This is a genomic window from Schinkia azotoformans LMG 9581 (assembly GCF_000307855.1).
GTDB lineage: Bacteria > Bacillota > Bacilli > Bacillales > Bacillaceae_J > Schinkia > Schinkia azotoformans.
In genome coordinates, this window is the sequence record NZ_AJLR01000147.1 from 15,314 (window position 1) to 40,369 (window position 25,056).

Genomic DNA, 25,056 nt, shown 5'->3' on the forward strand with positions numbered 1-25,056 from the left:
CTTTAGAGCAACAGCGAAGTGAAGGGATGCCAACCCACAATTCTCATACTAGGTTGTCCGATCACTTTAGGGAGCGATAATCGACTTATGGAATAATTGGCTATACAAAAAGACCCTTAGAATGATTTCCAAGGGTCTCGAAATAAACAAATAAATATGAAAGCCAAAAATAAGTACAGAAAATAAATGTTCAAAAATTGCGCGTCAAATAAAATACACCATAGCGTATTCCATGACAACTTGAACTATCTGCCTTTACATTCTCTTCTCCCATCCAGACTGTAACTGTCGGCCCTGGATTCACACCAGCTCCTGCCAATCAAATGCGCCTTGGCGTATTTGCGCCCAGCGGATATTATCGAGCTACCATGCTCGAAAAACTACCTTTAAAAATCTGAGGCATCCGCCGGAGGCTTTAACTTCATTTATGAAGTTATATGGCTCGCGGGCTTATTAGTATATGTACTACATCACCGCCGATTGGGAATTTCACCCGACCCCGAAGAAAAAATATTCAATTACTTATATTAACTATATCTTACCTTTATTAAAAATTACAAGTATTTTCGTTTCCTTCGTGATAATAAGTGTTTTTACAACGTAAATCGTCAGGATATACACTTTTGCTGTCTCTAAATGTCTGAATAATACGATGAGATGGGGGTGTTCAGTACTAGGTATTGTATGAATAATTAATATAGTACCAAGTAATAAAAGAAAGGAGTGAGAATGGTTGTTCCAAACACTTGTATGGAATGATAATATTTCTCTAAGTAACATTGATCGATTCGAAAAGTCAATCAAAAGGCTTCTTTACGCAAATTTAAACGGCCTTATTTTAAATCTTGAAAATGTATCTTATATGAATGAATGTGCCCTAGGTATTATTGCGGATTCAATTAAAGAAGCTAAAGAGATGAACAAGGAACTTGTGATTATTAATAATACAACAACAATAAGAACGATATTTGAGATTGTTCGTTTCTATTCAATTGTACAAGTGTTTTCATATGAGCGTGATGCGCTTCACTATTTGGAAGACTACTTTTCTTCGACAACACGGAAAGTAGTTTAACAAACGCCCCTTTATCACAAAAAATCCATAATTATTTTATCTTGTAAAATTAAAATTTGGTAGAATATAGATATATTTGATATATTGCATTTTTGATAAAGGGGCTAAAGAAGTTGTTAAATCATTCGAAAATGCTTTTACAAAATTTGCAAGATTCTTTTTCAGCCTACATAAATATGACCCTCTATATGACAGATCAGGATGGCAGTCCGATGACAAACATGTCTGGCATTTCTCCATTCGTGGAATTATTAGTTTACAAGCAAAAATTACCCTTTTTGAGTCAGTTGAAAAAAATAATCGTTGAATATCCTACTATAACAACTTGTGTAGTCATTGATGTGATGGGGTGCCCTGTTTATTCTGGTGTGAAGGGGTTATTAGTTCCGGTTATTATCGATGAAAAAATAATTAGTTACATATGGTGTTGGGCATATATTGAAGAAGGGGTTTCTGATTATGTAAAGGCAGGCATTAAACTTGATGAGCTGAAGGAAGATTGGAAGTATCCAATCTACCAGCTCCCGGTGTTGACTAACAAACAACTTCAGCAAAAAAAAGAACAGTTAATCAACATGGCAAGTATATGTGCGGAATTATTGAAATCTAAAAGGGAACTAGAACTCTTGAATGTCGAAGAGCATCTCTTAAACGCTGTAAAAGCTACGAATGTCCATTACTATCAATTACTAGAAATAATGAAAAAAAATGAAAACCTTGATTATGCCGGTATTGCTTCGTTAACAGATGAAACGGTCAAAATTAAAGCTTTTATCGGTCCTTTAGAAGACAGTATTATTGGATGTAGTTTTATAAAGGCTGGAACATTTTTTGAGGATGTTAGTTCCTGTAAAAGCATGAAATATTGGGAATACATTGGCTTTGACCCCAGGCTTTCATTTTTAATGATCAATGGAATAAGAACGGGTTGCTTTTTTTGTTATCCGATTCTAATTAATAATCAAGTTGGCGCGTTTCTTTTTGGGGGAAAAACAATAGAAAATAGACTGAGTCCCTATTCAATACGAAGAATAGGTATCGTAGGGTCAATCGTTGAAATGGGTATGAATAATGAATGGCTAAAAACACGAATTGACTTGCATTTAATGAAATTATCTATATTAATGGAAATCTCAAAGTCAGTGACAACCATTAAAAACGTGCAAGATATGCTGCTATTAATGACTAATATAGCGAACTCACTGGTACCATCCCATTTTACTAGTATTACAACGAAGTTCGGCAGTTTCGAATTCTTGAATGTAACAAATATAATCAACGACATGACGATTAAGGAATATTGTCAAAATCTTCACGATCAAACCTTTAAAACAGAAAAAACGAATGCTACTTATCGAAAATCGTCAAGAATACTTGAAAAGTATGAAACATTTATGATCGAATGTCCGATCTATATTGATGATTCGCTGTTTGGAATGATCAGTGTTTCGTTGCTGGAGTCGATTGGATTTAAGGAAGCTGAGGCCTATTTAAATAGTTTAAGCTCCATTTGCGGCCTGGCTCTCAAACCTTTATTGAAAAAGTTAAAGCAGAAACAAATAAAATCAATAGAGGTTGAAAAAGAATTCATCAAATCATCGCCGCTAATGGGACTGTTAACGGCCAGAGAGCTGGAGGTATTGAGGCTTATCGTCAGAGGTAGGAGTAATAAAGAAATTGGTGATGAGCTTTATATTAGTAAACATACAGTTAAAAACCATATATCCAATATATTAAATAAATTGGAGGTTAATGATAGGCGTCAAATCATTGCGGCTTTTTACTCATTAAATTACAAAAACTTTTGATAAAGGCAGTTGCTAACTAAGGCAAGTGTCTTTTTCTTTTTTTTTCTATAGGAAAACGATCCTAATTCTATCACAAACATGTGAACGAGGGGAAAGAAGATAGGAATGATAGGTAATGGTGCTGGTAAAATTTTCATTTTATACTAGATGTATACCAATTCGGGAGGTGATAGCGTGGATACTGCAATAAGCTTAAAGGCTGGTCAATATGTTGTTTTTTCTATTAATAAACAACTATGTGCACTAGCGATTGAGGAGGTGGTGGAAATCATTCGTGTTCAAACGATAACAGAGGTTCCCGGTATTAAAGAGTATATTTCTGGAATGATCAATTTGCGCGGGAAGATCATTCCTGTTATTCATCTACGGAAAAGATATCATATGGAGGGCGAACCATTTACGAAAAAGAACAGAATTGTCATTGTCGAGGAGGATAGCGAGGATATCGGATTAATTGTAGATGAGGTTGTTATGGTTACTTATATTGAAGAGCAAGATTTGGAACCGACACTCGAAATGTTTAATACGTTAGAAAAAGGGTGCTTTAAAGGTTTTGCTAAAGTAAAAGACGAGTTAATTGGCATTTTAAATAAAAACAAAGTACTCTACCCTGATTTGGAAATGGGGGTGGCCTATAATGAGTGAATTTGATATATCAGCCTACCTTGGTGTTTTTTTGGATGAGGTTGATGAGCAGCTTCAAATTTTAGAGGAAGAGGTCCTTCATCTTGAACAGGATGGTGAAAACCTTCAAACCATACAGCGAATTTTTAGAGCAGCCCATACTTTAAAAGGGTCATCGGCAGCAATGGGCTTTGACAAAATGAAGGAACTTACGCACAAGGTCGAAAATTTATTTGATCTCATCCGTAATCAACAACTACAAGTGAATACGGATATTATTAATGTAATTTTTGAATCAATCGATTTTATTAAAGCTTTGAAGGAAGCTATCCTTAATGGAACTATCGAAGCAATTGATATTTCTCCAGTCGTTAATAAATTAGAAAAAGTAAAAGATTCAGCAGGAACTATGGAAGATTTTAGACCTGCCAGTAAAGAAGAAGAACACCTACCACATATTGATGATGTATTTTATCCCGAAGTAATTTTAGATGTTTATCAGAAAGATATAGTTGAAAAGGCTTTTGAAACAGGTTTTCAAGTGATGGCTATTTATGTCAGTATAAGACAAGATGCAATGTTAAAATCTGTAAGAGCATTTTTGATTCAAAACAATTTAAAAGAAATCGGAGAAATCATCGCCGCCTTTCCGCCACCAGAGATTATTGAAGATGATGCTAAATTCAAAGGGAGTTTAGTTTATCTTATCATTACCAATGCCACTGAACATGAAGCCATTCAAATTGTTAATAATATTTCAGATATTTACTCAGTTAATCTGACAAAAATTACGAAAGCGAACCTCGCTAAATTTGTTGAAGGAAATAAAATGGAATTTTCTGAGACAAAACAAGAGGTAGTCATCACTAGTAATCCAAAAAACGATGCCAAGATCAAACAAACCGTTCGTGTTGATGTGGAACGCCTCGAGCATTTGATGAACTTAGTCGGAGAACTTGTCATTGACCAGACAAGATTAGCCGATGTCCGCAGCCGGCTGGAAGACTGCTATTCAAATGATGTGGATATTGAATTATTCAGTGAAGTCGGGAATCACTTAGGACAAGTGATTAGCGAACTTCAAGAAGGCATGATGAAAACGAGAATGCTGCCGATTGAGCAATTATTCAATCGTTTTCCCCGTATGGTTCGGGATTTAGGTCAAAAGGCCAATAAAGAGATTGATTTTGTTATTGAAGGGAAGGAAACCGAGCTTGACCGTAATCTGATTGAAGAAATTGGTGACCCTATCATTCATTTACTCCGAAATGCGATTGATCATGGAATTGAAGACCCAAATGAGCGGGAAACAACAGGGAAGTCAAGGAAGGGACAAGTGTTATTAAAAGCTTCCCATGAGGAAAATCATATTGTCATTACGATTTCTGATGACGGGCGTGGTATTGATCCTGAAAAAATAAAAACATCAGCTATTAAGAAAGGCCAAATAACGAAAGAAGAAGCAGATAATATGAGCGATAAAGATTTAAGCTTCCTTATCTTTAGATCTGGAGTATCAACCGCCAGAAAGGTTACTGACATATCAGGTCGTGGTGTAGGGATGGATATAGTCAAGAGTCATATCGAAAAATTAAACGGACTCGTTGATATTGATTCAACCGTTGGTAAGGGTACAACCTTTACCATTAAACTGCCACTCACATTAGCGATTATTCGTTCATTACTTGTAAAAATTGGAGATAAAGAATTTGCCATCCCGCTCGTCAATGTACAGGAAATTGTCCGTTTGAACCAACATGAAGTAAAAACGATCAAAAATCAAGAGGTTGGTGTTGTCCGTGATCGTGTACTTCCGTTAGTGAGAATGCACAAGCGTTTAGGTGTTAGTGAAATAAAACTGGCTGGCACAAAGCGGATTTTCGTCATCGTTATCGGGTTAGCGGAGAAACGTGTTGGACTTGTCGTTGATAAAACATTGGGCAATCAAGAGATCGTGATAAAGCCTTTAGGTAAATACATTGGCACACCAAAGTATATTGCAGGTGCAACAATCATGGGTGATGGCAAGGTAGCGATCATTCTCGATACAGGGGCGATCGTTCGTGAAGAAGGTACAAAGGATATGATAAACGAAGAACTTAACTTTAAAAATGCAAAACGGCATGAAGAAATCATTGAGCTTGCAACCTTTAAGCTAGGGATGGAGGAGTATGGCATCGAAATTGATCGTGTGAAAGATATTATCACTGTACCGCCGATCACTAGAATTATGAATGCACCACATTCCGTTCTTGGAATGATTAATCTTCGCGGAAAGTTAATTCCGGTCATGGATGTAAGAGAGAGATTCGGGATCAATAAAACGGATTTAACTAGAAAATCAAGAATAATTGTGGTCGAATTGGCTCAGGAATTTATCGGTATATTAGTAGATAAAGTTACCCAGGTTTTAAAAGTAAACAGAGATACGATTGAAGCACCAATAGACTCTAACAACCAAATTGATGAGAAGTATATTCGTGGAATTAGTAATTTGAAAGATCGATTAATCATTCTATTAGATTTAGATCTTATTTTAGATATGGGGGAGCTTAAAGCTATTTCAAAGCTTACGGAAGAAAATAATAGGGTCTAATCAAAATGATCAATGGGAGGGATCTTCACTATGAAAAGCTTGCGGTTAAAAATATTAAGCGGTTTTGCAGTTATCCTTTCATTACTATTAGTTTTATCGGTCGTTAGTTATATTCAAACAAGTAAGTTTAAGGGACAAGTTGAGGAGGTACTGGGGCATGAATTGGACAAGCTATTAAACTGGGAAGAGTTGAATTATAGTGTGGCAAGAAGAACTGCCAATATACGTGGATATTTATTGACTGGGAATCAGGATTATTATACAGAATTTGAACAATTAACGAATGAAAGTAAAATAGTTCAGGAAAATTTATTAAAACAAGATATCACTACTGAAGATAGAACTATATTCGATAAAAGTGCAATATGGGATGAAGAAATATATTCACTTTTTGAATTATATAGGGAAAATCCTGAAGAAGCCATTAAACAAAGTGGCAATGTTCGAGACCTTACTAAGGAATTATGGGCTGATTTTGAAGGGGCTGCTGGTAAAACTAGAGAAAAGATGGATGATTTAGAAGAACAAATAAAGAAAAGTGGTAACTCCTTAATTATGATCACAACGCTCATTAGTGTATTCGGTATCTTGCTAGGAACCGTTATCGCTTTATTTCTAGCACAGAAAATTACCGGCCCAATTCTGGAAATCGTCAATCGCATTAAAACAGTAGCAGTTGGAGATTTATCAGGGGATACATTAGTGACGAAATCAAAGGATGAAGTTGGACAGCTGGTGAAATCAACGAATGAAATGGTTTTATCTCTAAGGAATTTAATTGGTAAGGTCACTGAAAATGCGATGAGTCTTGCCGCCAGCTCAGAAGAAATATCAGCAAGCACTGAGCAAATCGCTTCGGGGAGCGGACAGCAGGCTAACGATGCCGCCGCCTCCTCAGAGATGGTGAAAGAGGTGGCTAATGCTATTAGAAATGTTTCACAAAATGCCGAAGCAGCTTCAACCGGGGCTGATCAAACAGTCAATGCTGCTGAGGAAGGCGGTCGTGTTATCAGGGATACAGTTGCTGGGATGGCTGACATAAGTCAAAAAATTGGCGATCTTTCTTCTAAATCAGTGCAAATTGGTGAAATTGTGGAAGTGATTGATGATATTGCCGAGCAAACAAATTTACTTGCACTTAATGCAGCAATTGAAGCTGCACGTGCTGGTGATGCTGGAAAAGGCTTTGCCGTTGTAGCCGATGAAGTTCGAAAACTGGCAGAACGAAGCGGCAAAGCAACAAAGGAAATTTCAGAGTTAATTTTTTCTATTCAAAAAAACACGGAAGATTCAGTGGCAGCTGTTGCAGCTGGAAATGAAACCGTGGCAACTGCCGGAGATACATTTGACCATATCGTCAAGTTAACGAAAGAAGCTGCTCTAAAGATTGCTGAAATAGCAGCGGCTGGTGAGGAGGTGGCGGCCCAATCTAATGAAGTATTACTTGCTGTTGAAAATATAGCTTCCGTATCAGAGGAAACTGCAGCGGGTATTCAAGAAACAGCTGCAACAGCGACTGATTTGGCGAAAATGGCTGAAAGCCTTACACAGCTTGCGGCAACATTCAAGCTGTAAAAGTTTTTCTATAAAATAAGTATATTTTGTGACATTCGAGGAGGTAGGAAAGGATTTCTCTTACTTCCTCTATAATTTATAATATTGTGGGCGTTGTAATGAAAAATACACAACTCTAGTAAGGTGAATGGTCATGAATAATTATGAGGAAGAATTAAAACTGCTAGTAAAAAAAGCAGATGATATTTCCCGCGCAATGGATATGACTGACGAAATTGCCAACAAAATGGGTTTCATTCATTACGATAGATTATTTTTGCGACTTGTAACGGAAGAAGCCTGTATGAATGCCTATGAATATTGTCAAAAAACAAATCAACAAGGCTTTTGGATCTGCTGGGATCATAATCATAAGGACTGCCTTTCGATTTTCATAAAACATCGTGGGAAAAAATTTGCGATTACCCCAATGAACGGGACCAATCGTGGTCTTAGAGGAAGGGGGTTGCATTTAATTGTAAATTTAATGGACTATGTTCAAGTTCAAGGGTGTGGGGAGTATGTCGAGCTGGTTATGACAAAATGTATAACCCAAAATCTAAAAGAGGGGATTGGATATTAATGATATTCACTTCTAATGATCAAGTGATTCTATTAACCTGGGAAGACGATATTACATTAAGAAATAATACGAGCTTTAAAGACACAATGAAAGAATTAGTAAAATCAGATTCTAAACAATTATTATTATGTCTAGAAGGGGTACAGTATTTAAATAGCGGGGCTTTAGGTGTAATTGCTGATTCCGTTATGGAAGCGAGGAAGTACCAAAAGGAGCTTGTTGTCGTGGCAACGCAAAACTCTGTCAAAGAGATTTTTAATATCGTTAAGTTTGGTTCTTTTATAAAACTATTTGATTCAAAAGAAGAGGCTTTACAATTTTTCAAGCGTGATCAACATGAATAGCCTCCCAACCTCAGTCGAACAACAGCTCCAATTAGCTGCTAAGGTGTTTAAATATTCAATAGAAGCCATTTTTGTAACAGATTTAAAAGGCAGCATTCAAATCGTTAATAGTTCATTTGAAAGAATAACTGGTTATTCTGCTGAAGAAGCAGTCGGCCAAAATCCGAGGATTCTAAAATCTGGGAAACATCCGATTGAATATTATCAAGAAATTTGGGTTTCTCTTGAAAAAAACGGGCAATGGCAGGGCGAGTTTATCAATAGAAGAAAAAACGGCGAACTATATTTTCAGAGGACAACAATTGCGACGATCAAGGATAAAGACGAAAAACCAATAAGCTATTGTGCGATTTTTAGTGATGTTACAAAAGTGAAGGAAGCAGAACGCAAACTAATCTCTGACTTGAAATTGGCAAGGCAGCTGCAAAAAAGTGTTTTAAGTAAACCGATAAAAAATGAATTCATTCATATTGATGGCACTTATCTGCCGTCGGCTGAATTAGCCGGTGATATGTATGCTTGGTATCAAATCGATGATCATAGATATGGCGTTATTTTATTTGATATCATGGGCCACGGGGTTGCCTCATCATTAGTCAGCATGTCAATCCGGTCTTTATTAAGGGGGATTATTACAAGTTCAATCAAACCGGCAAAGTTATTTAACGAACTCAATCATCATATGCGTGTATTGTATCAACAAAATGAAAGGGAGCAATCCTACTTTTTCACAGCAATATATGTTCTAATCGATGTTAAAGAGAGAATAATAGAATATTCGTCTGCCGGTCATCCGCCTGCATTTGTAATTCAAGAAGGTGGAGGTGTGGACCTTTTAGATGTTGGATGCCCACCGATTGGCTTACTTCCTGAGTTAATTATTGAGACAGGAACGATTCCACTGAAAGGAAGGAGCCAGCTTTTCTTGTACACAGATGGTCTTATAGACTCCTTAGGCAAAGAAACTTCCCAAAACATAGAAAAACTGAAAAGGCTAGTCGTAGGTTTAAAAGATTTAGATAGTACACATTTCTTGGAAATGGTGTTGGAGCATACAAGTAGTAAAGATGGTCAATTTGAAGATGATGTAACGATGGTGGCGATTACGATTAACTAATGTAAAGGGGCTGTCTCAGGGCAGCCATACCTGGAGTAAGCCCCCTTTTCCATTATTTAAAGTATTCTTTCTTCAAGCTTTCAAAAATTTTAAGCGATTGTTTTGCCCAGTCACTATCTGTATTTTTAAGCTCCGTGATTTGGTCATCAACGACCTTTTTCAATGACTCATAATACTCCGGCATTTCATCCTCATATAGTTTAACTTGTGTCTTCGGAATATTCGTTTGTTCATTTAGAGCTAATGCTCTTCTTTCATGGAAAAATAAAACATCCGATTGTCTTGGCGCATGCAGATCACCTTGAAGTGGATGCTTTAAAACAGCTTTGACACGAATCGTAATATGCTGCGGCTTGATTGCTGTTACCTCGCCAATATATTTTCCGGTTTTATAGATTCCTGTAACGATTTGGCCGATTTGGTACTCTTCAGACATTAGTTTAGTCCCCCCACGACGAGAAATTTTGACAGACCCTTGCTAAAAATCTTATCATATATAAAGTGATAAATAAAAATGAAAGGTAGAGATAAGATGAAAAAGATATTCTTTTATACAGTAATGGTTATTTTGATTGCGGTCATGACGGCTTGTGGTGGAAATGAAGGAGATAAAAATACAGCTACAGAAAATGATGCTGCAAAAAACGGATCAGAAACTGCTGGTGAACAAACAGAAGCCAATGGGCAAGAAATTACAGCCTTGCCGCAGTTTGAACCAGTTAGTGATGAAGAGCCAGTGGTGACAATGAAAACAACAATGGGCGATATTGTAATTAAGCTGTTCCCTAAACAAGCACCAAAAGCTGTTGAAAATTTCATCACACATAGTAAAGACGGTTATTATGATGGTTTAACCTTTCATCGGGTCATCAGTGACTTTATGATCCAAGGTGGCGATCCAAATGGAAATGGTACTGGTGGCGAAAGTATTTGGGGTGGTCCGTTCGAAGATGAATTCGCTCCGGAATTAGCAAATTTCCGCGGGGCTTTGTCAATGGCTAACAGTGGATCGGATACAAATGGAAGCCAGTTTTTTATTGTTCAAGCAGGTCCAGATACAGTTGATGAAGAATTATTAGAACAAATGAAACAGGCCGGTTTCCCGGAAATTGTCGTTAATAAATACAAAGAAGTTGGGGGAACACCTTGGCTTGATCATGTACATACCGTTTTTGGACAAGTAATCGAAGGTATGGATGTTGTAGATAAAATAGCTAGCGTTAAAGTCAATTCAACATCAAGTGCACCACTTGAGTCAGTTATTATCAATGAAATTGTTGTCAATGATAAATAATTCGAATTTTTTTGAAGGGGCCATATGCAGTTGTGGTGCCCTTTTTCTTTGTTCTTTTCATAATGTCGTAAATCTGTAATAAAACTTATGTGTCCAAGCAGGATTCCGGGCGTAAAATAAGAATATGAATTAAGATATTTATTTTAATAAGGTGGTTTGGATGGAAGGGTCGAAAATGTTAAATGAAAAATTAAGAGAGGTTATTAATAAGTGGGACCCTTTAGGGCTTGGACCAGGTGCTTATGAAGTGGAAGTAGTCGATATTATTCAAGCTGTCCATGAGATTGATGATCTAAAGTATTTGGCAAAAAGAATTCAATTTATTTATGAATTTTCATTTGAGGAATCAATTCCTCTACCTGAATGTCAAAAGGTTGCAAGAAGAATGCTGTTATTAAAAGAAACAAGCCCATATGCAGTATAAAAGAAGAACGAACCTAGTAAGGTAAGTTCTTTTTTTATTCAAATTTTCTTTTTTGATTCTTCACATTTAATGGATATGATGGTATGTAGTAGAAGATTGGCGGTGAAACGAATAATGATTCGCATGCTGTTTTTATTATTTTTATTAATTGGAGTCGCATTTTCACTACAGCCTGCTGCAAATGCGGAAGAAGAAATTGTCGTCAAACCGGGTGATAGTATACAGAAGGCGATTGCTCAAGTACCAGAAGGCTCAACGATTTTGGTGAAAAAAGGACAGTATAATGGCAGCTTATTAATAGAAAAATCGGTTCAATTAATAGGTGAAGAAGGTGCAATTATAGCGGGCGATGGGAGCGGCAACGTTATTGAAGTGAAAGCTCCCAATGTCATAATTGAAAATTTCATAATTGAAAAGAGCGGGAAAAGGGGTACTGACGCCGGAATTTGGGTGGAATCCTCTAATAATCTGATCAAGGATAATGTGTTTAAAGAAATTTATTATGGTATTTATATTCAAAAAGGACGGTTTAATCGAATAATTGATAATCAAATTACCGGTTATGATGGTCATTTTTCACAGAAAGGGAATGGTGTCCATTTATTTTACGCTGAAGAAACGGAGTTAACAGGGAACGTCATTCGGCAGGTTCAGGACGGTATTTATTTTGATTTTGCAAAAGATAGCACTGTAAAAGGAAACAAAGTAGAAGGGTCCAGGTATGGATACCATGTTATGTATGCCAAGAAGGGTCTTTTAAACGATAATATTTCAACCAAAAACATTACCGGGGTCATGATCATGGATGCGGAAGATTTCGATATTACCGATAATGTAATAAACGAGAATTTAGATTATCGAGGTCATGGCATTTTGATCTTTGATTCAGACCGAATCAACATTATAAATAATCGAGTCACTTTTAATAATACCGGTTTAAGCCTGCAGGATGCTAGAGATTGTAAAATTGAGAGCAATGTTTTTGCCGGAAATTATATTGGCTTGGATTTAAAGGATAAAAATGAACGGAATACGATGATTAACAATAATTTTATCGGGAATATTGTGCAAACGAAAATCTTTACATCTGTTGAGCCGATGGATTTAAATGGTCAAGGAAATTATTGGGATGATTACAGCGGGATGGATTTAAATGGGGACGGGATCGGTGAAATTCCGTATGAGTCCGGCAAATTGTTTGATAAATTGGTAGAAGAAAATCCAATGCTGCAATTCTTTTTTGAAAGTCCTACGATCAAGCTCTGGTCCTCGATTGAAAAGATCTTTCCGGCCTTTTCAGGTGAAAAAGGAATGGATCGTTACCCCTACACCCAACCTGTTCAATATGAGGCTGATAAGACTGGACTTGATGCAGAGCGAAATTGGCTAGCTGGTTTAATTGGTATCGTTATGGTTAGTCTGGGAATAACTATTTTTTACCGTGGGAGGGTTTTATGATGGAAAAAATAATGAAGCGAAGCGGGTTACATTTGCTATTATTGTTGGCATTTTTACTATTTGTAAGTGCGTGTGGAAGTAAAGCAAGTTATGAGCCGAGAGCAGTCAATCCGGAAATTGATGCCTGTGAGGTTTGTAATATGTCTGTTGCTCATGAGGATTTCGCCACGCAGTTAATTGAAACGGATGGAACGGTTCATATGTTTGACGATATTGGCTGTATGGTGAAGTACTTACATGGTGAAGGCAAGGACAAAGAGGTTGGAGCAACCTATGTAAGAGATTTTGAAACGCTTGATTGGGTTCCTTTTGAACAGGCCTACCATGCGTATCACCCAGAGTTTTGGACTCCGATGGCATACGGAGTTGTCTCTTTTGAAACTAAGGAGCAAGCAGAATCCTATGTTGAAAAAGAAGGAAAAGGTGAAGTGCTAGATTATAATGGCTTGGAAAAAGTAAATTGGGTCATGCAGGGTCATTAATTCTAATGTCAAGTGCCAAACAGAAGGAAGTGATTAAGAAATGAATATGCTAATGATAGCAAGACATGAATTAAAGGTAATTTCCCGAAGCAAATGGGTCTTCAGCTTTACCATTTTATATACAGTGCTTGCGATTACGATCGTGTTATTCGGCGGCAGTGCAGAAGAAGCAGGGTTCACTGGCTTTAACCGTATGGCTGCAAGTCTATTAAATTTATCTCTGTTTCTTGTTCCGCTATTAACTCTATTAATTGGCAGTACTTCCCTTGCCGGAGATAAAGAGGATGGAAGCTTAACCCTTTTATTTACGTATCCAATTCCAACTTCGCGCATATTAGTAGGAAAATTCATTGGGTTACTAGTAACATTGTTTGCCGTCATAACATTCGGCTATGGTGCCGCTAGTTTGATTCTATTTTTTAGTAAAGCAAGTGTTTCGCTCCACTTTTTCCTATTGTTTTATGGATTTACGATGCTGCTAATGGTCTTATTTCTTGGTCTCGCCATGCTCGTTGGCGTGCTTTCATCAACGAGGTTTCAAGCTTTAGGTCTCAGTCTAATTTTGTGGGCAGTGACAGTTTTGTTTTATGAATTTGTCATTATGGGCTTAGCAATGGTCATTGGTAAACAAGCGATTCTAGCGATGTTTACCGCCTCCATTTTATTAAATCCGGTGGAATTAATTCGGGTATGGACAATTATTTCATTGGATAGCGGTTCAATCTTTGGACCTCATTTATATGATTTAACCGTTTGGAGTGAAGGGAATATCGGTCAAATTGTTTTTGCTTTAACCGCCATTCTTTGGGTCCTCATTCCGATTTTGATTTCAAATAGTATATTAAAACGGGGGATCAATCATGGAGCATAATTTGATGGTTGAAGTCAATGACTTAAGCAAAATCTATAGTCCTTCTAATAGAATTGAGCATATTAATTTTGAAATTACGAAAGGCGAATGTTTCGCCCTATGTGGTGGTAATGGAGCAGGAAAAAGTACCGTAATTCAGATGATCATTGGCAATGTGAAGCCATCGTCAGGAACGATCAAGCTGTCAGGGATGACGATGGACATGAATAGAGCAGTGTACAAATCGCTTTTTTCCTACATGCCAGATGCGATGGTATTTCCGAAAGTTTTAACAGGCTATGAGGTTTTATGCTTTTTTGCCGACTTATCAAATGTACCAAAAGGAAGAGTTGATTTTCTTCTTGAAAAAGTAGGTCTTGCCAATGATAAGGATAAAAAGGTGCGGGAGTATTCGAAGGGCATGCAGCAAAGATTGGCATTAGCGCAAAGTTTATTGCCGGAAGCACCGTTGTTAATTCTCGATGAACCGACAAACGGCTTGGACCCGTATTGGGTTCGTGAATTTAAAAATATTATTAAAGAAGAAAAGGAAAAAGGGACCACGATTTTATTCTCTTCCCATATTTTATCTGATGTTGAGGAGTTGGCCGATCGGGTTGCTTTTATGAATAGCGGCCGACTGCTTGTTACAGATACAGTCGAGGCGTTGACAAAAGGAAATAACGACAGTTCCGCAGTCAAAACAACGTTGGAGGAAGTATTCTTTTCGTTGGTGAAGGCTGAACAACCTGTATGATTTGGGGAGAGTGCTAATTAGCAGGTAACTCTTGCGCTTATCCTCACCAAACGGAGAGCAAGTTGCGTTTGATAGTAGATAACTAGGATTTATCCTCACCAAACAGGAGCCAATCCCCGTTTGATAGCAGATAACTTTACTTAACCTATTACAATATAAAGCAACAAAAAGGATTCCCTGCCATAGTAGCAAGGAATCCTTTTTGTTGTTCTTATTAGTGATTCATTTGTCCGTTCATGTTACCGTTCATTTGGCCATCCATTTGCATCTGTCCTTGACCGCCCGCCGCACCTGCTGCTTTTTCTTCTGCTGCTTTCATTTTTGCTAGTTTTGCTTTACGACGTTCTAAAGCAATCTTATCAACATCATCCATAGATGTTACTACAGCAGCTAACATTGGATTTTCAGTAACGAATTTGTCGGCAGCTTCCTCGGAACCAAATAATGCAAACCCCATTTTCATTGGAGTTTCGATGCTTGCTCTTACAGGAATTGCATTGCTTACTGGCACCCATTCCAACGTGTTATAATCACGCACCCATGCAGCCTGTGGTGCTTCTTCAAGAACTCGGATTTGGTTCATTAAACAACCTACATCATCTGTAAATAAATGTTCACCATCAGCCGTCACAACTTGTCCTGTAAATTTGCCCATATCATGGTCGTGAGGGTAGACTGTCATATCGCACATTGAGCATTTTGTTTCTGTGGTAGGTTCAGTTGCTTCAACAGCAACATTCACTGGTTCATTTTTCTGCGCTGCTTCATCTTTATCTCCACCTACACCATCTGTTTCTTGCATAGCAGCTTTTTCAACATCAGTAGTCCCTTCAACAGGTGCTCCACTTTGTCCTTCATTGCCGCCTGTACCACATCCTGCGATTACAGCTGTTAGTAAACCAAAGACTGATAAAACAATTAAAAATTTCTTCATAAATAAATCTAACCTCCAAAAATTATTTATATTTTTGATTCCAATTACAGATTAATAAAAAGATTTGAAATATCTGTGAGTAAACTTTATAGAAATGAAAAAGTTTAATAAAAATTTTATAAAATGAATTCACTTTTTCAACACATATACAAGGTATACTGGAGATAGTAACTTGATTTGGGGGTTAAGTAATGTATAAAACAAAGTGGTTACTAGTTTTGACCCTATCTCTCTTATTGACGGGCTGCCGAGCGGAACAATATACAAAAATAGAGGCGTCAAAAGACCAGATTATCGTTGTTAACCTGCTAGAGAGCAGCTTATCCTTTTTTGATCAAGACACAAAAGAAGAGCTGGCAAGGTGGACAATACCCTATACGTTCACAGGTGCTTTGTTATTACCGGATAATAAAACGCTGCTTTTATATGGGAAGCATTTAGAAAAAATCTACTTATATGATATTACGACTGGAACTGAAGTGGACCGCTGGAAAACAGGAAAAGGAATTGTTAATGTCCAAATTTCGAACGATGATTCAAAACTATTCTTGGCTAATCAAGAAAATGATAAAATTCAAGTGAGGACAGTAAGCGGGGAGAAAGTAGCAGAAGTAACTGTTGGAGACGATCCGCTAACGATATTGGAGAGTAAAAAAAGGCACCAATTATTTGCTATTAATTTCAATGCTCCTGAAATTACTGTCATCGATAGCAGATCATATGAAAAAACAAAGGTTATCCATGCGAAGCCAGCTTCTGTAGGCGCCGTACTAATTGAACCATATGATGAACTTTGGACCGGGGGCCATGGAGTCGGTCATAAGACGGAGAATGCTGTGACGGTATATTCATTGGATACAGGTGATATAAAAGGAGAAATTAACGCACCGATTATGCCGGTAGACTTGGAGAAATGGGAGGACTATGTTTTTGTTGTCAGTCATGGCTCCAATCAACTGCGAAAAATCAATATTCATACAAAGGAAGTTGTCGCAGTGAAGGAAATCGGCGCGAATCCGTTTAAAATCTCGATTATTGATAATTTAATTTATATTGCAAGCTATGACAGCAATGAAATTATCGAGGTTGATCCTACTACGATGGAAATAGTTGATACGATTCAGGCTGGAAAGGGTCCTTTCCAAATCCTGTTCAAAAAAGAGGTGTGAGAAAATGAGTAAAGGTATAGTTTTAGTTGTTGATGATGAAGCGGATATGAGACGTCTTATTCGCATGTATCTTGAAAAAGAAGGTTACGCTTGCGTCGAAGCAGAGGATGGTCAAGTTGCCCTTGATCTATTAAAATCACATACTTTTGATTTGATTATTTTGGATGTTATGATGCCAAAGGTCGATGGACTTACATTACTTATGAAAGTAAGAGAGCATTCTTCTGTACCGATTATCTTTTTAACAGCAAGGGGAGATGAATGGGATCGGGTTTACGGCTTGAAGTTGGGAGCAGATGATTATATCGTAAAACCATTTAGTCCGAATGAATTAATTGCGCGGGTGGATGCCGTTCTTCGCCGGGCGAATCCGAGTGTACGCGATGAGGAGGAGACTCTATCTTTCGGGCCGATTCAATTAAATATTAAAGGAAGGCAAGTTTATCTTGAAGGTGAACTCATTAACTTAACGTTGAAGGAATATGAACTCCTATTATTCTTCTGTCGCCATACTGGACAGGCGCTAAGTCGCGAACAGCTATTAGAAAATGTATGGGGATTTGACTATGTTGGTGGAGTTCGAACAGTGGATACTCATATTAAAACATTGAGATTAAAGTTGAAAAGCCATGGCAGTTTAATTCAAACAGTTTGGGGAATTGGATATAAATTTGAGGTTTAAAAAAATGGATAAAATTTCTCTTTCTCTTGAACAGAAATTATGGATTATCGTTAGTATTGTTATGTTGACCGGGATCGCTGTTTCCTATGGTATGTATCATTATTTATATAAAAAAATATATGTTGAAGACGTCGAGACTAATCTCAGACAGGAAGGCTTTCAACTGGCTAATGAATACACAGGCGGAGAGTTAACGCCTGAACTTCAGGAAAAGATTGAATGGTATAACAACATATCAAGATCCGAAGTGGTCATGGTCAATGATCCGAAGGAATTAAGTGCCTGTTTGCCTTTTGATGTAAATCATCAGACCTTGATTGGCGCAGAGGATCGGGAACGATTAATTAATGGTGAAAGTGTCACAAAAATTGGTTATGAAAAACAATTTGATAGGAATATAATGGGCGTCATTGTGCCGCTTCTTGATGAAAAGCGATTGAAGGGTATTATCTATCTTTATATTCCGCTGGCCACGCTTAATGAAGTTTTTGAAGAGGCCAGCCTTATCATTACGATTATTAGTCTAATCTTTAGCTTATTTGCTCTTCTCTTTGGAAAGAGAATCGTAAAAAAATTAACAACCCCGTTAAACGAAATGGAACGGGTAGCGTATCAAATGTCAAAGGGAGATTACAGCGAAAAGGTTCATGTTTATTCCAATGATGAGATTGGTAGGCTCGGTATGGCCTTTAATCAAATGTCGGAAGCGATAAATGAAGAGGATGAACGGAGAAAAGAATTTTTGGGGAATGTATCCCATGAACTTAGGACGCCGATCAGTTACATCAAAGGGTATAGTGAGGCCATTTTAGATGGGACGATTTCTGAAAAAGAAGAGGCCATCAAGTATATGCAATTAATCAATCGTGAAGCGGGTAGAATGCAGCGATTAGTCCATGACTTGCTCGATTTAGCCCGATTGGAAAAGAAATCACTGCCAATGAAGATCCAGCCGATTGCGCTTGCCCAATTAATTGAGGAGTCGCTTGAGAAATTTGAACCATTTTTACGCGAGAAAAAGCTCAGCTTTGAGAAAAAACTGGATCCTGATATCATCATTATGGGAGATCAGGATCGGATCGAGCAGGTTATTCAAAATATCACGGAAAATGCTGTACGCTATTCACCGGAAAACTCATTTATTCGGGTTTCATTGGAAAAATCGAAAGGCAATACTTGTACAATTGCAATAAAAGACAACGGGATAGGAATCCCAAAAAAGGACATTCACCGCATCGGCGAACGATTTTTTAGAATTGATAAAGCAAGAACGCGTGTCTATGGCGGTACAGGCTTAGGAATAGCGATTGTCCAAAAAATTGTGCAACTTCATGAAGGTAATTTTTATATAGAAAGTGAAGAAGGTGTTGGTACAACGGTATTCATTAAATTACCAATCATTTGATTTTTTTGTTTTATAACATAAACTACATTTTATTGTGCAAATGTGTGATAAACTTCATTTTTCATGATAATCAATCAGAGTATTCTTATGGTATCCGGTCTAGATCATTAGATGACCTTTTCTATAAGAAGGAGCTGTTGCAAATGAGTGAAGTCAAAGGAAGTAATTTATGTGAACCGCTAGATCAACTAAAGGGTACACATGGTTTACTTTTAGGTCAAATGAGAAAGATTTCCCAATTAGTACGGGAATTACAACAAAGTTCCTTTGACAACGAATGGGATGGAAAATGGTTTGAATTGTATCAACATGTCGTTATGTTTTTCGCGCATTTGAAAATTCATTTATATAAAGAAGAGCATTTCCTCTTTCCAATCATAGAACAATATTATGATGATGACGATAATGTGTTATTGGTAATGGATCATGAGCATAAAACAGTTGAGCAAAAAATTGTCCAGTTCATGGAGACATTTGAAAAACGGAAAACGCCATTTAGTCCAATTGAGGCACTATCACTTTTATCCTGTATTGAGTTTGCGTACACAACGCTTATTGACCATTTTCACAAAGAGGAAAAAGTACTTTTTCCATTTGCAGAAAGACATTTAGTAGAGTGTGAAAAAGAAAAATTATCAAGCAAAATGAACATTTTTAAATAGATAGTATAATATCCTACTGGAAATACTGAGTACCAGTAGGTTTTTTATATTAGTTTCAAAAATGTATTCGATATTTTTCCTATTTTTGATATAATTGGTCTCAAAACTATATAAATCTAGGGAGTGTCACTCACCATGAATCAAAAAGAAATTGAGATTCTAGAGATTCTTGAAAAGAATGGCCGCTTAAGCATGGAAGATCTTGCAAAGATGGTCGACCTAACGGTAAAAGAAACAGAAGAAATTATTGAAAAAATGGAGAACGGACAAATTATCCTTAAGTATTTGACCGTGATTGATTGGCAAAAGGTTGAAGCGCGTGATCCGGGCGTTACAGCGATGATTGATGTAAAAGTAACTCCGAAAAGAGATAGAGGTTTTAACGAAATCGCCGAAAGAATTTATCGTTTCCCAGAAGTTCAGTCAGTATACTTAATGTCTGGTGCTTATGATTTATCCGTTGTCATCGAAGGAAAGTCTTTGCATGATGTGTCTCGTTTCGTGTCTGAAAAGCTTTCAGCGTTAGATTCTGTCGTTTCAACAACAACACATTTCATCATGAAAAAGTACAAGCATGATGGAACAATTTTTGGTGATGACGAGAAGGATCGTAGGATTGTGGTGACACCATGACCCACGGACAGCAATATTTATCAGAAAAAGTAATAAACCTTAAGCCCTCTGGTATCCGTCGATTTTTTGACCTTGCTTCCGGTATGGAAGGGGTTATTTCTTTGGGTGTAGGTGAGCCTGATTTTGTTACGTCCTGGGCTATCCGTGAGGCCAGCATTCTATCATTGGAACAAGGCTACACGGCCTATACGGCTAACGCAGGTTTAATTGAGCTTCGGCGGGAAATCAGCAAATATATGAAAAATCGTTTTGAGGTCAGCTATTCTCCTGAGGAAGAAATCATAGTTACAGTCGGTGCAAGCCAAGCATTGGATTTAGCTGTCCGTGCGACGATTAATCCTGGTGATGAAGTGATCATAGTAGAACCATGTTTTGTGGCCTATGCTTCAATTGTTCAACTCGCAGGCGGTATTCCTGTACCTGTACAAACAACGGCTGAGAATGAATTCAAGCTGCAGCCGGAGCAAATTGAGGAAGTGATCACTCCGAGAACAAAAGCTATTTTGATTTGTTCACCCAATAATCCAACAGGTTCAATGTTGGTAAAATCTGAGCTTGAAAAAATTGCTGATATCGTGAAAAAGCATGATTTAATTGTTTTTTCTGATGAGATCTATGCAGAATTAAGCTATGAAGATAGCTATGCCAGCTTTGCATCAATAGATGAAATGTGGGAGCGGACGATTGTCATTAATGGCTTCTCAAAAGGATTTGCGATGACAGGCTGGCGTTTAGGTTTTGCCTGCGGCCCAAGCGTATTTATCCAAGCGATGTTAAAAATACACCAGCATACAATGATGTGTGCCCCTACAATGGCCCAGCATGGTGCTGTTGAAGCGATGAAAAACGGCATGGATGATGTAGCTCATATGCAAAAGAGTTATCTGCAACGCCGTAATTATTTTGTCAAGTCACTAAACGAAATTGGTCTGGACTGTCATATGCCAGGGGGAGCATTCTATGCTTTTCCATCCATTAAAAGGACAGGCTTAACTTCTGAAGAGTTTGCCCAAAATCTATTAATGGAAGAAAAGGTTGCTGTTGTACCTGGTGATGTATTTGGAGAAAGCGGAGCAGGACATATACGCTGTTCCTACGCAACTTCCATGGAACAGTTAAAAGAAGCAATTAAACGTATGAAGCGGTTTGTTGAAAACCTACAAGTAAAAGCATAATAAGAAAAGCGCAAGCGCCTTGCTCATCGCCGTACAAACTGGAGGAGACCTGAAGTTTGTACGGCGATAGGCGCTGGAGCTAGACAATGATGCACAACACGCTTTCATTACTTATAATAAAACAGCCTGGGAAATACATCCCAGGCTGTTTTTACACTTGAATAATCCCCAGCGCATGCAGGAACACAATTACGATGCCAATTGGCACCAAATACCGAATCGACCAATACCATACAGTAAATAGCTTTGTACTTGCGCTTGATGATCGCAGCAGTTCTTCCTTCAGAACCGCTTTCGGTATTTTTAAGCCAACAAAAAGGGCTATTAATAGGCAGCCGGTTGGAAGGGCAATGTTGCTTACAAAATAATCGGACAGGTCAAAAATGGTTTTATTGAATAAAGGTTTAAAGTCCGCAAGAATGCCATTGGACAGGGCTGCTGGGATTCCTAATAAAAATACCAAAATTCCTGATATCCAGGCTACCTTTTTACGCTTTCCAACATCATCTTTAGCAATGGTGGCAACAATAATTTCCAAAATTGAAAAGGCTGAAGTTAATGTTGCAAATAAAAGTAAAATCATAAAGATCGCAAAGAAAACACTTCCATAGGCTATATGCTCGAAAACAGCAGGGAAAATAATAAAGACTAACGAAGGGCCGCTGTCCGGCTCAAAGCCAAGTGCAAAAACAGCAGGGAAAATAGCAAGTCCGGCTAGTAAAGAAATAAAAATATTCAAGCTGACAATGGATGTTACAGAGCGTGGTAGGCTTTCAGTCTTTGAAAGATAAGACCCGTAGGTGACCATAACAGAGAGCCCGACACTTAACGCAAAGAAGGATTGGCCAAGAGCCATAATGAATGTTTTAGAAGTAATTTCATGCATGTCTGGCATTAGAAAAAATTTAATACCTTCCATTCCACCTTCTAGCGTAACGGACCGAATCACTAATATGATGAAAAGGATAAATAAAGAGGGCATCATATATTTATTTGCTTTTTCAATTCCATTTTGGATTCCACCCTGAACGACGGCGATCGTCATAATAAGGAAAATAAGCTGTGTAATCGTTACTTCCCATGGGTTTGAAATAATTTGGCTGAACAAATTACCATACTGCTCATTTGATAATCCACTCAAATCACCAGTTAGGCTTCTAACCATATAAGAAAGGATCCATCCGCCAACAACACTATAGAACGATAATAAGACAAATGAGGAAATGACCCCGATCACCCCAACTAGATGCCAAGGCGTATTCGGAGATAGCTTTTTATAAGCTGTAATCGCGTCCTTCTGAGTTCTTCTTCCAATAATAAATTCTGCGAATAACATCGGTGCACCGAAAAATATAGTAAATAAAATAAAAATTAAAAAGAACACACCTCCGCCATTCGTACCGGCCATATAAGGGAATTTCCAAATCGCTCCGAGTCCAATCGCAGAACCGGCAGCCGCTAATATAAAACCTATTTTAGAAGACCATTGTTCGTGGTTTGGTTTTTCCATGAAGTTTTTCATCTCCTTTTCGCTTTTACTATAATAGTGGAAAATGTCGAATAATGAAAGGTAAATAAAATTATTTTCTTTGTATAAGATAATAGTGTAAATAGCATTGTTTTTGATTATATAGGCCGTTTATGATATACTTCTTTAATGCGCAGAAAAAATGTATAAATTAGGAGTGTTTCCATGTCAGAAAAGTATGAAGTTGGACGTGAATTAACAGGAAAAGTAACAGGTATTCAACCTTATGGAGCGTTTGTTGCCCTTGATGAGAATACACAAGGTTTAGTTCATATTTCGGAAATTACCCATGGCTATGTTAAGGACGTTAGTGAACATTTAGCCGTAGGAGATGAGGTGAAAGTAAAGGTTTTATCTGTTGATGAAGAAGCAGGTAAAATAAGTCTTTCTATTAAAGCTACTCAGGAGGCACCTGAAGTAACGGAAGCACCAGCTCGTCCGAAAAAAGAAAGAAAGCCACGTCCGCAGGTTAACAAAGAACAGCAACAAATGCAACTTGATGCTACTAATGCTTCAGGCTTTAATACCTTGAAGGATAAGCTTGAAGATTGGATCAAACAATCATCAGACCGTGAAAAATTATTAAAAAAGTAAAGGGTCATTAAAAAGAGGTATTCAATATCAATATTGGATGCCTCTTTTGTTTTACATATTGAAGATGGGTTCAGGTTTTAACATCCATTGGAAATAGCGTATAATATTACCATTGGGTGATTTTCGAAGGGAGAGTACTCTATGCAAAATTTCGTGTATCATAATCCAACTAAATTAATCTTCGGTAGGGATCAACTAATCCGCTTGAAAACCGAAATAGTAAAGTATGGAACGAAAATATTACTTGTTTATGGTGGAGGCAGCATCAAGAAAAACGGTCTTTATAACAAAATTACACAGTTGCTAACAGAAATGAATGCTGACATATTTGAGCTTTCAGGAGTTGAACCGAATCCGAGACTATCAACAGTACATAAGGGAATTGCAATATGCAAGCAAGAAAACATTGAGTTCATTCTAGCTGTCGGTGGCGGCAGTGTTATTGATTGCACGAAAGCCATCGCTGTCGGTGCTAAGTATGATGGCGATGTTTGGGATATTATTACCCGTAAAAATACAACCGCAGATGCTCTGCCTTTTGGAGTGGTTTTGACAATAGCTGCTACAGGCTCAGAAATGAACCCAAGCTCTGTCATTACAAATTGGGAAACACAAGAAAAATACGGATGGTCGCTGAATCCATTCACTTTTCCAAAGTTTTCCGTCCTAGAGCCCGAAAATACAGTCACGGTACCAAAAGATCAAACCATTTATGGTATTGTCGACATGATGTCGCATGTGTTTGAGCAGTATTTTCACCAGACTCCTAATACACTGCTTCAAGACCGGATGTGTGAAGCGGTATTAAAGACAGTGATTGAAACAGCACCAAAGCTCGTAAAAGACCTTGAAAATTTAGATTTACGTGAGACGATTTTATACTCGGGTACAATTGCCCTAAACGGCATACTTGCGATGGGAGCACGTGGGGATTGGGCAACCCATAATATTGAGCATGCTGTCTCCGCTGTTTATGATATACCGCATGGCGGCGGGTTGGCGATTCTCCACCCAAACTGGATGCTCCATGTTTTGGATGAAAATGTGAAAAAGTTTAAACAGCTGGCTATTCGCGTCTTTAATGTCAATCCGACAGGCAAGGAGGATCGCGAAATTGCGATTGAAGGAATTGAAAAACTACGAGTTTTTTGGACTTCAATTGGTGCTCCAGAAAGCTTAGCTCATTATGGTATTGATGATTCTAAATTGGATGTAATGGCAGATAAAGCAATGGCACGTGGGGAATACGGGATTTACAAAAAATTGAATAGGGAGGATACTCTTGCTATCTTAAAAATGTCTTTATAA

The 25,056-nt window shown here is 37.7% G+C and carries 25 protein-coding genes and 1 riboswitch; of the genes, 22 read left to right on the plus strand and 3 right to left on the minus strand.

What is annotated here, in order from left to right; translation table 11 throughout:
• Positions 1 to 258: 258 nt before the first annotated feature.
• Positions 259 to 511: riboswitch (FMN riboswitch) on the minus strand.
• 222 nt (positions 512 to 733) lie between these two features.
• The 8 genes from BAZO_RS17715 (at position 734) to BAZO_RS17750 (ending at position 9,701) form a co-directional block, all read left to right on the plus strand.
• Positions 734 to 1,075 (plus strand): STAS domain-containing protein, encoded by a 342-nt coding sequence (locus BAZO_RS17715; RefSeq protein WP_003332793.1) that lies wholly within the window; start codon positions 734 to 736, stop codon positions 1,073 to 1,075.
• 113 nt (positions 1,076 to 1,188) lie between these two features.
• The gene (locus BAZO_RS23265; RefSeq protein WP_003332794.1) at positions 1,189 to 2,883 is read left to right on the plus strand and encodes a response regulator transcription factor; all 1,695 of its coding nucleotides are present in this window, start codon (positions 1,189 to 1,191) and stop codon (positions 2,881 to 2,883) included.
• Between the two features lie 174 nt (positions 2,884 to 3,057).
• On the plus strand, positions 3,058 to 3,528 hold the full coding sequence (locus tag BAZO_RS17725; RefSeq protein WP_003332795.1) for a chemotaxis protein CheW: 471 nt from the start codon (positions 3,058 to 3,060) through the stop codon (positions 3,526 to 3,528).
• Positions 3,521 to 6,103 (plus strand): chemotaxis protein CheA, encoded by a 2,583-nt coding sequence (locus BAZO_RS17730; RefSeq protein ID WP_003332797.1) that lies wholly within the window; start codon positions 3,521 to 3,523, stop codon positions 6,101 to 6,103. The genes BAZO_RS17725 and BAZO_RS17730 overlap by 8 nt, the downstream gene beginning before the upstream one ends.
• Positions 6,104 to 6,133: 30 nt before the next feature.
• Positions 6,134 to 7,678 carry a methyl-accepting chemotaxis protein gene (locus BAZO_RS17735; RefSeq protein WP_003332798.1) on the plus strand — a complete coding sequence of 515 codons (1,545 nt, stop codon included), beginning with the start codon at positions 6,134 to 6,136 and terminating at the stop codon, positions 7,676 to 7,678.
• A gap of 133 nt (positions 7,679 to 7,811) precedes the next feature.
• Positions 7,812 to 8,240 carry an ATP-binding protein gene (locus tag BAZO_RS17740; RefSeq protein WP_003332799.1) on the plus strand — a complete coding sequence of 143 codons (429 nt, stop codon included), beginning with the start codon at positions 7,812 to 7,814 and terminating at the stop codon, positions 8,238 to 8,240.
• On the plus strand, positions 8,240 to 8,584 hold the full coding sequence (locus BAZO_RS17745; protein WP_003332800.1) for an STAS domain-containing protein: 345 nt from the start codon (positions 8,240 to 8,242) through the stop codon (positions 8,582 to 8,584). The genes BAZO_RS17740 and BAZO_RS17745 overlap by 1 nt, the downstream gene beginning before the upstream one ends.
• Positions 8,577 to 9,701: a SpoIIE family protein phosphatase gene (locus tag BAZO_RS17750; RefSeq protein ID WP_003332802.1), complete on the plus strand. Its 1,125-nt coding sequence runs from the start codon at positions 8,577 to 8,579 to the stop codon at positions 9,699 to 9,701. Before BAZO_RS17745 ends, BAZO_RS17750 begins: the two co-directional genes overlap by 8 nt.
• Positions 9,702 to 9,753: 52 nt before the next feature.
• Here the strand turns inward: BAZO_RS17750 and kapB are convergent, their stop codons facing one another.
• Complete coding sequence (gene kapB / locus BAZO_RS17755) at positions 9,754 to 10,137, minus strand: kinase-associated lipoprotein KapB (protein ID WP_003332803.1); 384 nt, start codon at positions 10,135 to 10,137, stop codon at positions 9,754 to 9,756.
• A 96-nt stretch (positions 10,138 to 10,233) separates the two neighbouring features.
• Between kapB and BAZO_RS17760 the strand changes: the two genes are divergently transcribed.
• The 6 genes from BAZO_RS17760 to BAZO_RS17785 all read left to right on the plus strand — a co-directional run bounded on the left by BAZO_RS17760 (position 10,234) and on the right by BAZO_RS17785 (position 14,966).
• Positions 10,234 to 10,995 (plus strand): peptidylprolyl isomerase, encoded by a 762-nt coding sequence (locus tag BAZO_RS17760; RefSeq protein ID WP_157382173.1) that lies wholly within the window; start codon positions 10,234 to 10,236, stop codon positions 10,993 to 10,995.
• A gap of 160 nt (positions 10,996 to 11,155) precedes the next feature.
• Entirely contained in the window at positions 11,156 to 11,419 is a 264-nt protein-coding gene (locus BAZO_RS17765) for a DUF1871 family protein (RefSeq protein ID WP_003332805.1), read from the plus strand.
• Between the two features lie 102 nt (positions 11,420 to 11,521).
• Positions 11,522 to 12,877 carry a nitrous oxide reductase family maturation protein NosD gene (nosD, locus tag BAZO_RS17770; protein ID WP_233276047.1) on the plus strand — a complete coding sequence of 452 codons (1,356 nt, stop codon included), beginning with the start codon at positions 11,522 to 11,524 and terminating at the stop codon, positions 12,875 to 12,877.
• Positions 12,877 to 13,359, plus strand: a complete 483-nt coding sequence (locus BAZO_RS17775; protein WP_003332807.1) for a nitrous oxide reductase accessory protein NosL — start codon at positions 12,877 to 12,879, stop codon at positions 13,357 to 13,359. The genes nosD and BAZO_RS17775 overlap by 1 nt, the downstream gene beginning before the upstream one ends.
• 40 nt (positions 13,360 to 13,399) lie before the next feature.
• Entirely contained in the window at positions 13,400 to 14,230 is an 831-nt protein-coding gene (locus BAZO_RS17780; RefSeq protein WP_003332808.1) for an ABC transporter permease, read from the plus strand.
• Positions 14,220 to 14,966 carry an ABC transporter ATP-binding protein gene (locus tag BAZO_RS17785; protein WP_003332809.1) on the plus strand — a complete coding sequence of 249 codons (747 nt, stop codon included), beginning with the start codon at positions 14,220 to 14,222 and terminating at the stop codon, positions 14,964 to 14,966. The genes BAZO_RS17780 and BAZO_RS17785 overlap by 11 nt, the downstream gene beginning before the upstream one ends.
• A gap of 214 nt (positions 14,967 to 15,180) precedes the next feature.
• Here BAZO_RS17785 and BAZO_RS17790 read toward each other — a convergent pair whose 3' ends face one another.
• Positions 15,181 to 15,900: a nitrous oxide reductase accessory protein NosL gene (locus BAZO_RS17790; protein WP_003332811.1), complete on the minus strand. Its 720-nt coding sequence runs from the start codon at positions 15,898 to 15,900 to the stop codon at positions 15,181 to 15,183.
• A gap of 191 nt (positions 15,901 to 16,091) precedes the next feature.
• On the opposite strand from BAZO_RS17790, the gene BAZO_RS17795 reads away from it, so the two are divergent.
• The 6 genes from BAZO_RS17795 (at position 16,092) to BAZO_RS17820 (ending at position 21,626) form a co-directional block, all read left to right on the plus strand.
• Positions 16,092 to 17,069 carry a YncE family protein gene (locus BAZO_RS17795; RefSeq protein ID WP_003332812.1) on the plus strand — a complete coding sequence of 326 codons (978 nt, stop codon included), beginning with the start codon at positions 16,092 to 16,094 and terminating at the stop codon, positions 17,067 to 17,069.
• A 4-nt stretch (positions 17,070 to 17,073) separates the two neighbouring features.
• On the plus strand, positions 17,074 to 17,751 hold the full coding sequence (locus BAZO_RS17800) for a response regulator transcription factor (RefSeq protein ID WP_003332813.1): 678 nt from the start codon (positions 17,074 to 17,076) through the stop codon (positions 17,749 to 17,751).
• Between the two features lie 4 nt (positions 17,752 to 17,755).
• Positions 17,756 to 19,156 (plus strand): sensor histidine kinase, encoded by a 1,401-nt coding sequence (locus tag BAZO_RS17805; protein WP_039957708.1) that lies wholly within the window; start codon positions 17,756 to 17,758, stop codon positions 19,154 to 19,156.
• 143 nt (positions 19,157 to 19,299) lie between these two features.
• On the plus strand, positions 19,300 to 19,818 hold the full coding sequence (locus tag BAZO_RS17810; protein ID WP_003332815.1) for a hemerythrin domain-containing protein: 519 nt from the start codon (positions 19,300 to 19,302) through the stop codon (positions 19,816 to 19,818).
• Positions 19,819 to 19,953: 135 nt separating this feature from the next.
• A complete protein-coding gene (locus BAZO_RS17815; protein ID WP_003332816.1) occupies positions 19,954 to 20,451 on the plus strand; it encodes an Lrp/AsnC family transcriptional regulator in 498 nt (165 codons plus the stop codon).
• Positions 20,448 to 21,626: an aminotransferase gene (locus tag BAZO_RS17820; protein ID WP_003332817.1), complete on the plus strand. Its 1,179-nt coding sequence runs from the start codon at positions 20,448 to 20,450 to the stop codon at positions 21,624 to 21,626. The genes BAZO_RS17815 and BAZO_RS17820 overlap by 4 nt, the downstream gene beginning before the upstream one ends.
• Before the next feature lie 151 nt (positions 21,627 to 21,777).
• On the opposite strand, the gene BAZO_RS17825 is transcribed toward BAZO_RS17820, so the two are convergent.
• On the minus strand, positions 21,778 to 23,136 hold the full coding sequence (locus BAZO_RS17825; protein WP_003332818.1) for a sodium-dependent transporter: 1,359 nt from the start codon (positions 23,134 to 23,136) through the stop codon (positions 21,778 to 21,780).
• Positions 23,137 to 23,319: 183 nt separating this feature from the next.
• Between BAZO_RS17825 and yugI the strand changes: the two genes are divergently transcribed.
• Positions 23,320 to 23,748, plus strand: a complete 429-nt coding sequence (yugI, locus tag BAZO_RS17830) for a S1 domain-containing post-transcriptional regulator GSP13 (protein WP_003332819.1) — start codon at positions 23,320 to 23,322, stop codon at positions 23,746 to 23,748.
• A 141-nt stretch (positions 23,749 to 23,889) separates the two neighbouring features.
• Complete coding sequence (locus tag BAZO_RS17835) at positions 23,890 to 25,056, plus strand: iron-containing alcohol dehydrogenase (RefSeq protein ID WP_003332820.1); 1,167 nt, start codon at positions 23,890 to 23,892, stop codon at positions 25,054 to 25,056.

What these genes read in the sequence shown, in the direction of transcription:
- BAZO_RS17730 (WP_003332797.1), top strand. Translation starts at nt 3,521, where the DNA reads ATGAGTGAATTTGATATATCAGCCTACCTTGGTGTTTTTTTGGATGAG.
- BAZO_RS17735 (WP_003332798.1), top strand. Translation starts at nt 6,134, where the DNA reads ATGAAAAGCTTGCGGTTAAAAATATTAAGCGGTTTTGCAGTTATCCTT.
- BAZO_RS17740 (WP_003332799.1), top strand. Translation starts at nt 7,812, where the DNA reads ATGAATAATTATGAGGAAGAATTAAAACTGCTAGTAAAAAAAGCAGAT.
- BAZO_RS17745 (WP_003332800.1), top strand. Translation starts at nt 8,240, where the DNA reads ATGATATTCACTTCTAATGATCAAGTGATTCTATTAACCTGGGAAGAC.
- BAZO_RS17750 (WP_003332802.1), top strand. Translation starts at nt 8,577, where the DNA reads ATGAATAGCCTCCCAACCTCAGTCGAACAACAGCTCCAATTAGCTGCT.
- kapB (WP_003332803.1), bottom strand. Translation starts at nt 10,137, where the DNA reads ATGTCTGAAGAGTACCAAATCGGCCAAATCGTTACAGGAATCTATAAA.
- BAZO_RS17760 (WP_157382173.1), top strand. Translation starts at nt 10,234, where the DNA reads ATGAAAAAGATATTCTTTTATACAGTAATGGTTATTTTGATTGCGGTC.
- BAZO_RS17765 (WP_003332805.1), top strand. Translation starts at nt 11,156, where the DNA reads ATGGAAGGGTCGAAAATGTTAAATGAAAAATTAAGAGAGGTTATTAAT.
- BAZO_RS17775 (WP_003332807.1), top strand. Translation starts at nt 12,877, where the DNA reads ATGGAAAAAATAATGAAGCGAAGCGGGTTACATTTGCTATTATTGTTG.
- BAZO_RS17780 (WP_003332808.1), top strand. Translation starts at nt 13,400, where the DNA reads ATGAATATGCTAATGATAGCAAGACATGAATTAAAGGTAATTTCCCGA.
- BAZO_RS17785 (WP_003332809.1), top strand. Translation starts at nt 14,220, where the DNA reads ATGGAGCATAATTTGATGGTTGAAGTCAATGACTTAAGCAAAATCTAT.
- BAZO_RS17790 (WP_003332811.1), bottom strand. Translation starts at nt 15,900, where the DNA reads ATGAAGAAATTTTTAATTGTTTTATCAGTCTTTGGTTTACTAACAGCT.
- BAZO_RS17795 (WP_003332812.1), top strand. Translation starts at nt 16,092, where the DNA reads ATGTATAAAACAAAGTGGTTACTAGTTTTGACCCTATCTCTCTTATTG.
- BAZO_RS17800 (WP_003332813.1), top strand. Translation starts at nt 17,074, where the DNA reads ATGAGTAAAGGTATAGTTTTAGTTGTTGATGATGAAGCGGATATGAGA.
- BAZO_RS17805 (WP_039957708.1), top strand. Translation starts at nt 17,756, where the DNA reads ATGGATAAAATTTCTCTTTCTCTTGAACAGAAATTATGGATTATCGTT.
- BAZO_RS17810 (WP_003332815.1), top strand. Translation starts at nt 19,300, where the DNA reads ATGAGTGAAGTCAAAGGAAGTAATTTATGTGAACCGCTAGATCAACTA.
- BAZO_RS17815 (WP_003332816.1), top strand. Translation starts at nt 19,954, where the DNA reads ATGAATCAAAAAGAAATTGAGATTCTAGAGATTCTTGAAAAGAATGGC.
- BAZO_RS17820 (WP_003332817.1), top strand. Translation starts at nt 20,448, where the DNA reads ATGACCCACGGACAGCAATATTTATCAGAAAAAGTAATAAACCTTAAG.
- BAZO_RS17825 (WP_003332818.1), bottom strand. Translation starts at nt 23,136, where the DNA reads ATGGAAAAACCAAACCACGAACAATGGTCTTCTAAAATAGGTTTTATA.
- yugI (WP_003332819.1), top strand. Translation starts at nt 23,320, where the DNA reads ATGTCAGAAAAGTATGAAGTTGGACGTGAATTAACAGGAAAAGTAACA.
- BAZO_RS17835 (WP_003332820.1), top strand. Translation starts at nt 23,890, where the DNA reads ATGCAAAATTTCGTGTATCATAATCCAACTAAATTAATCTTCGGTAGG.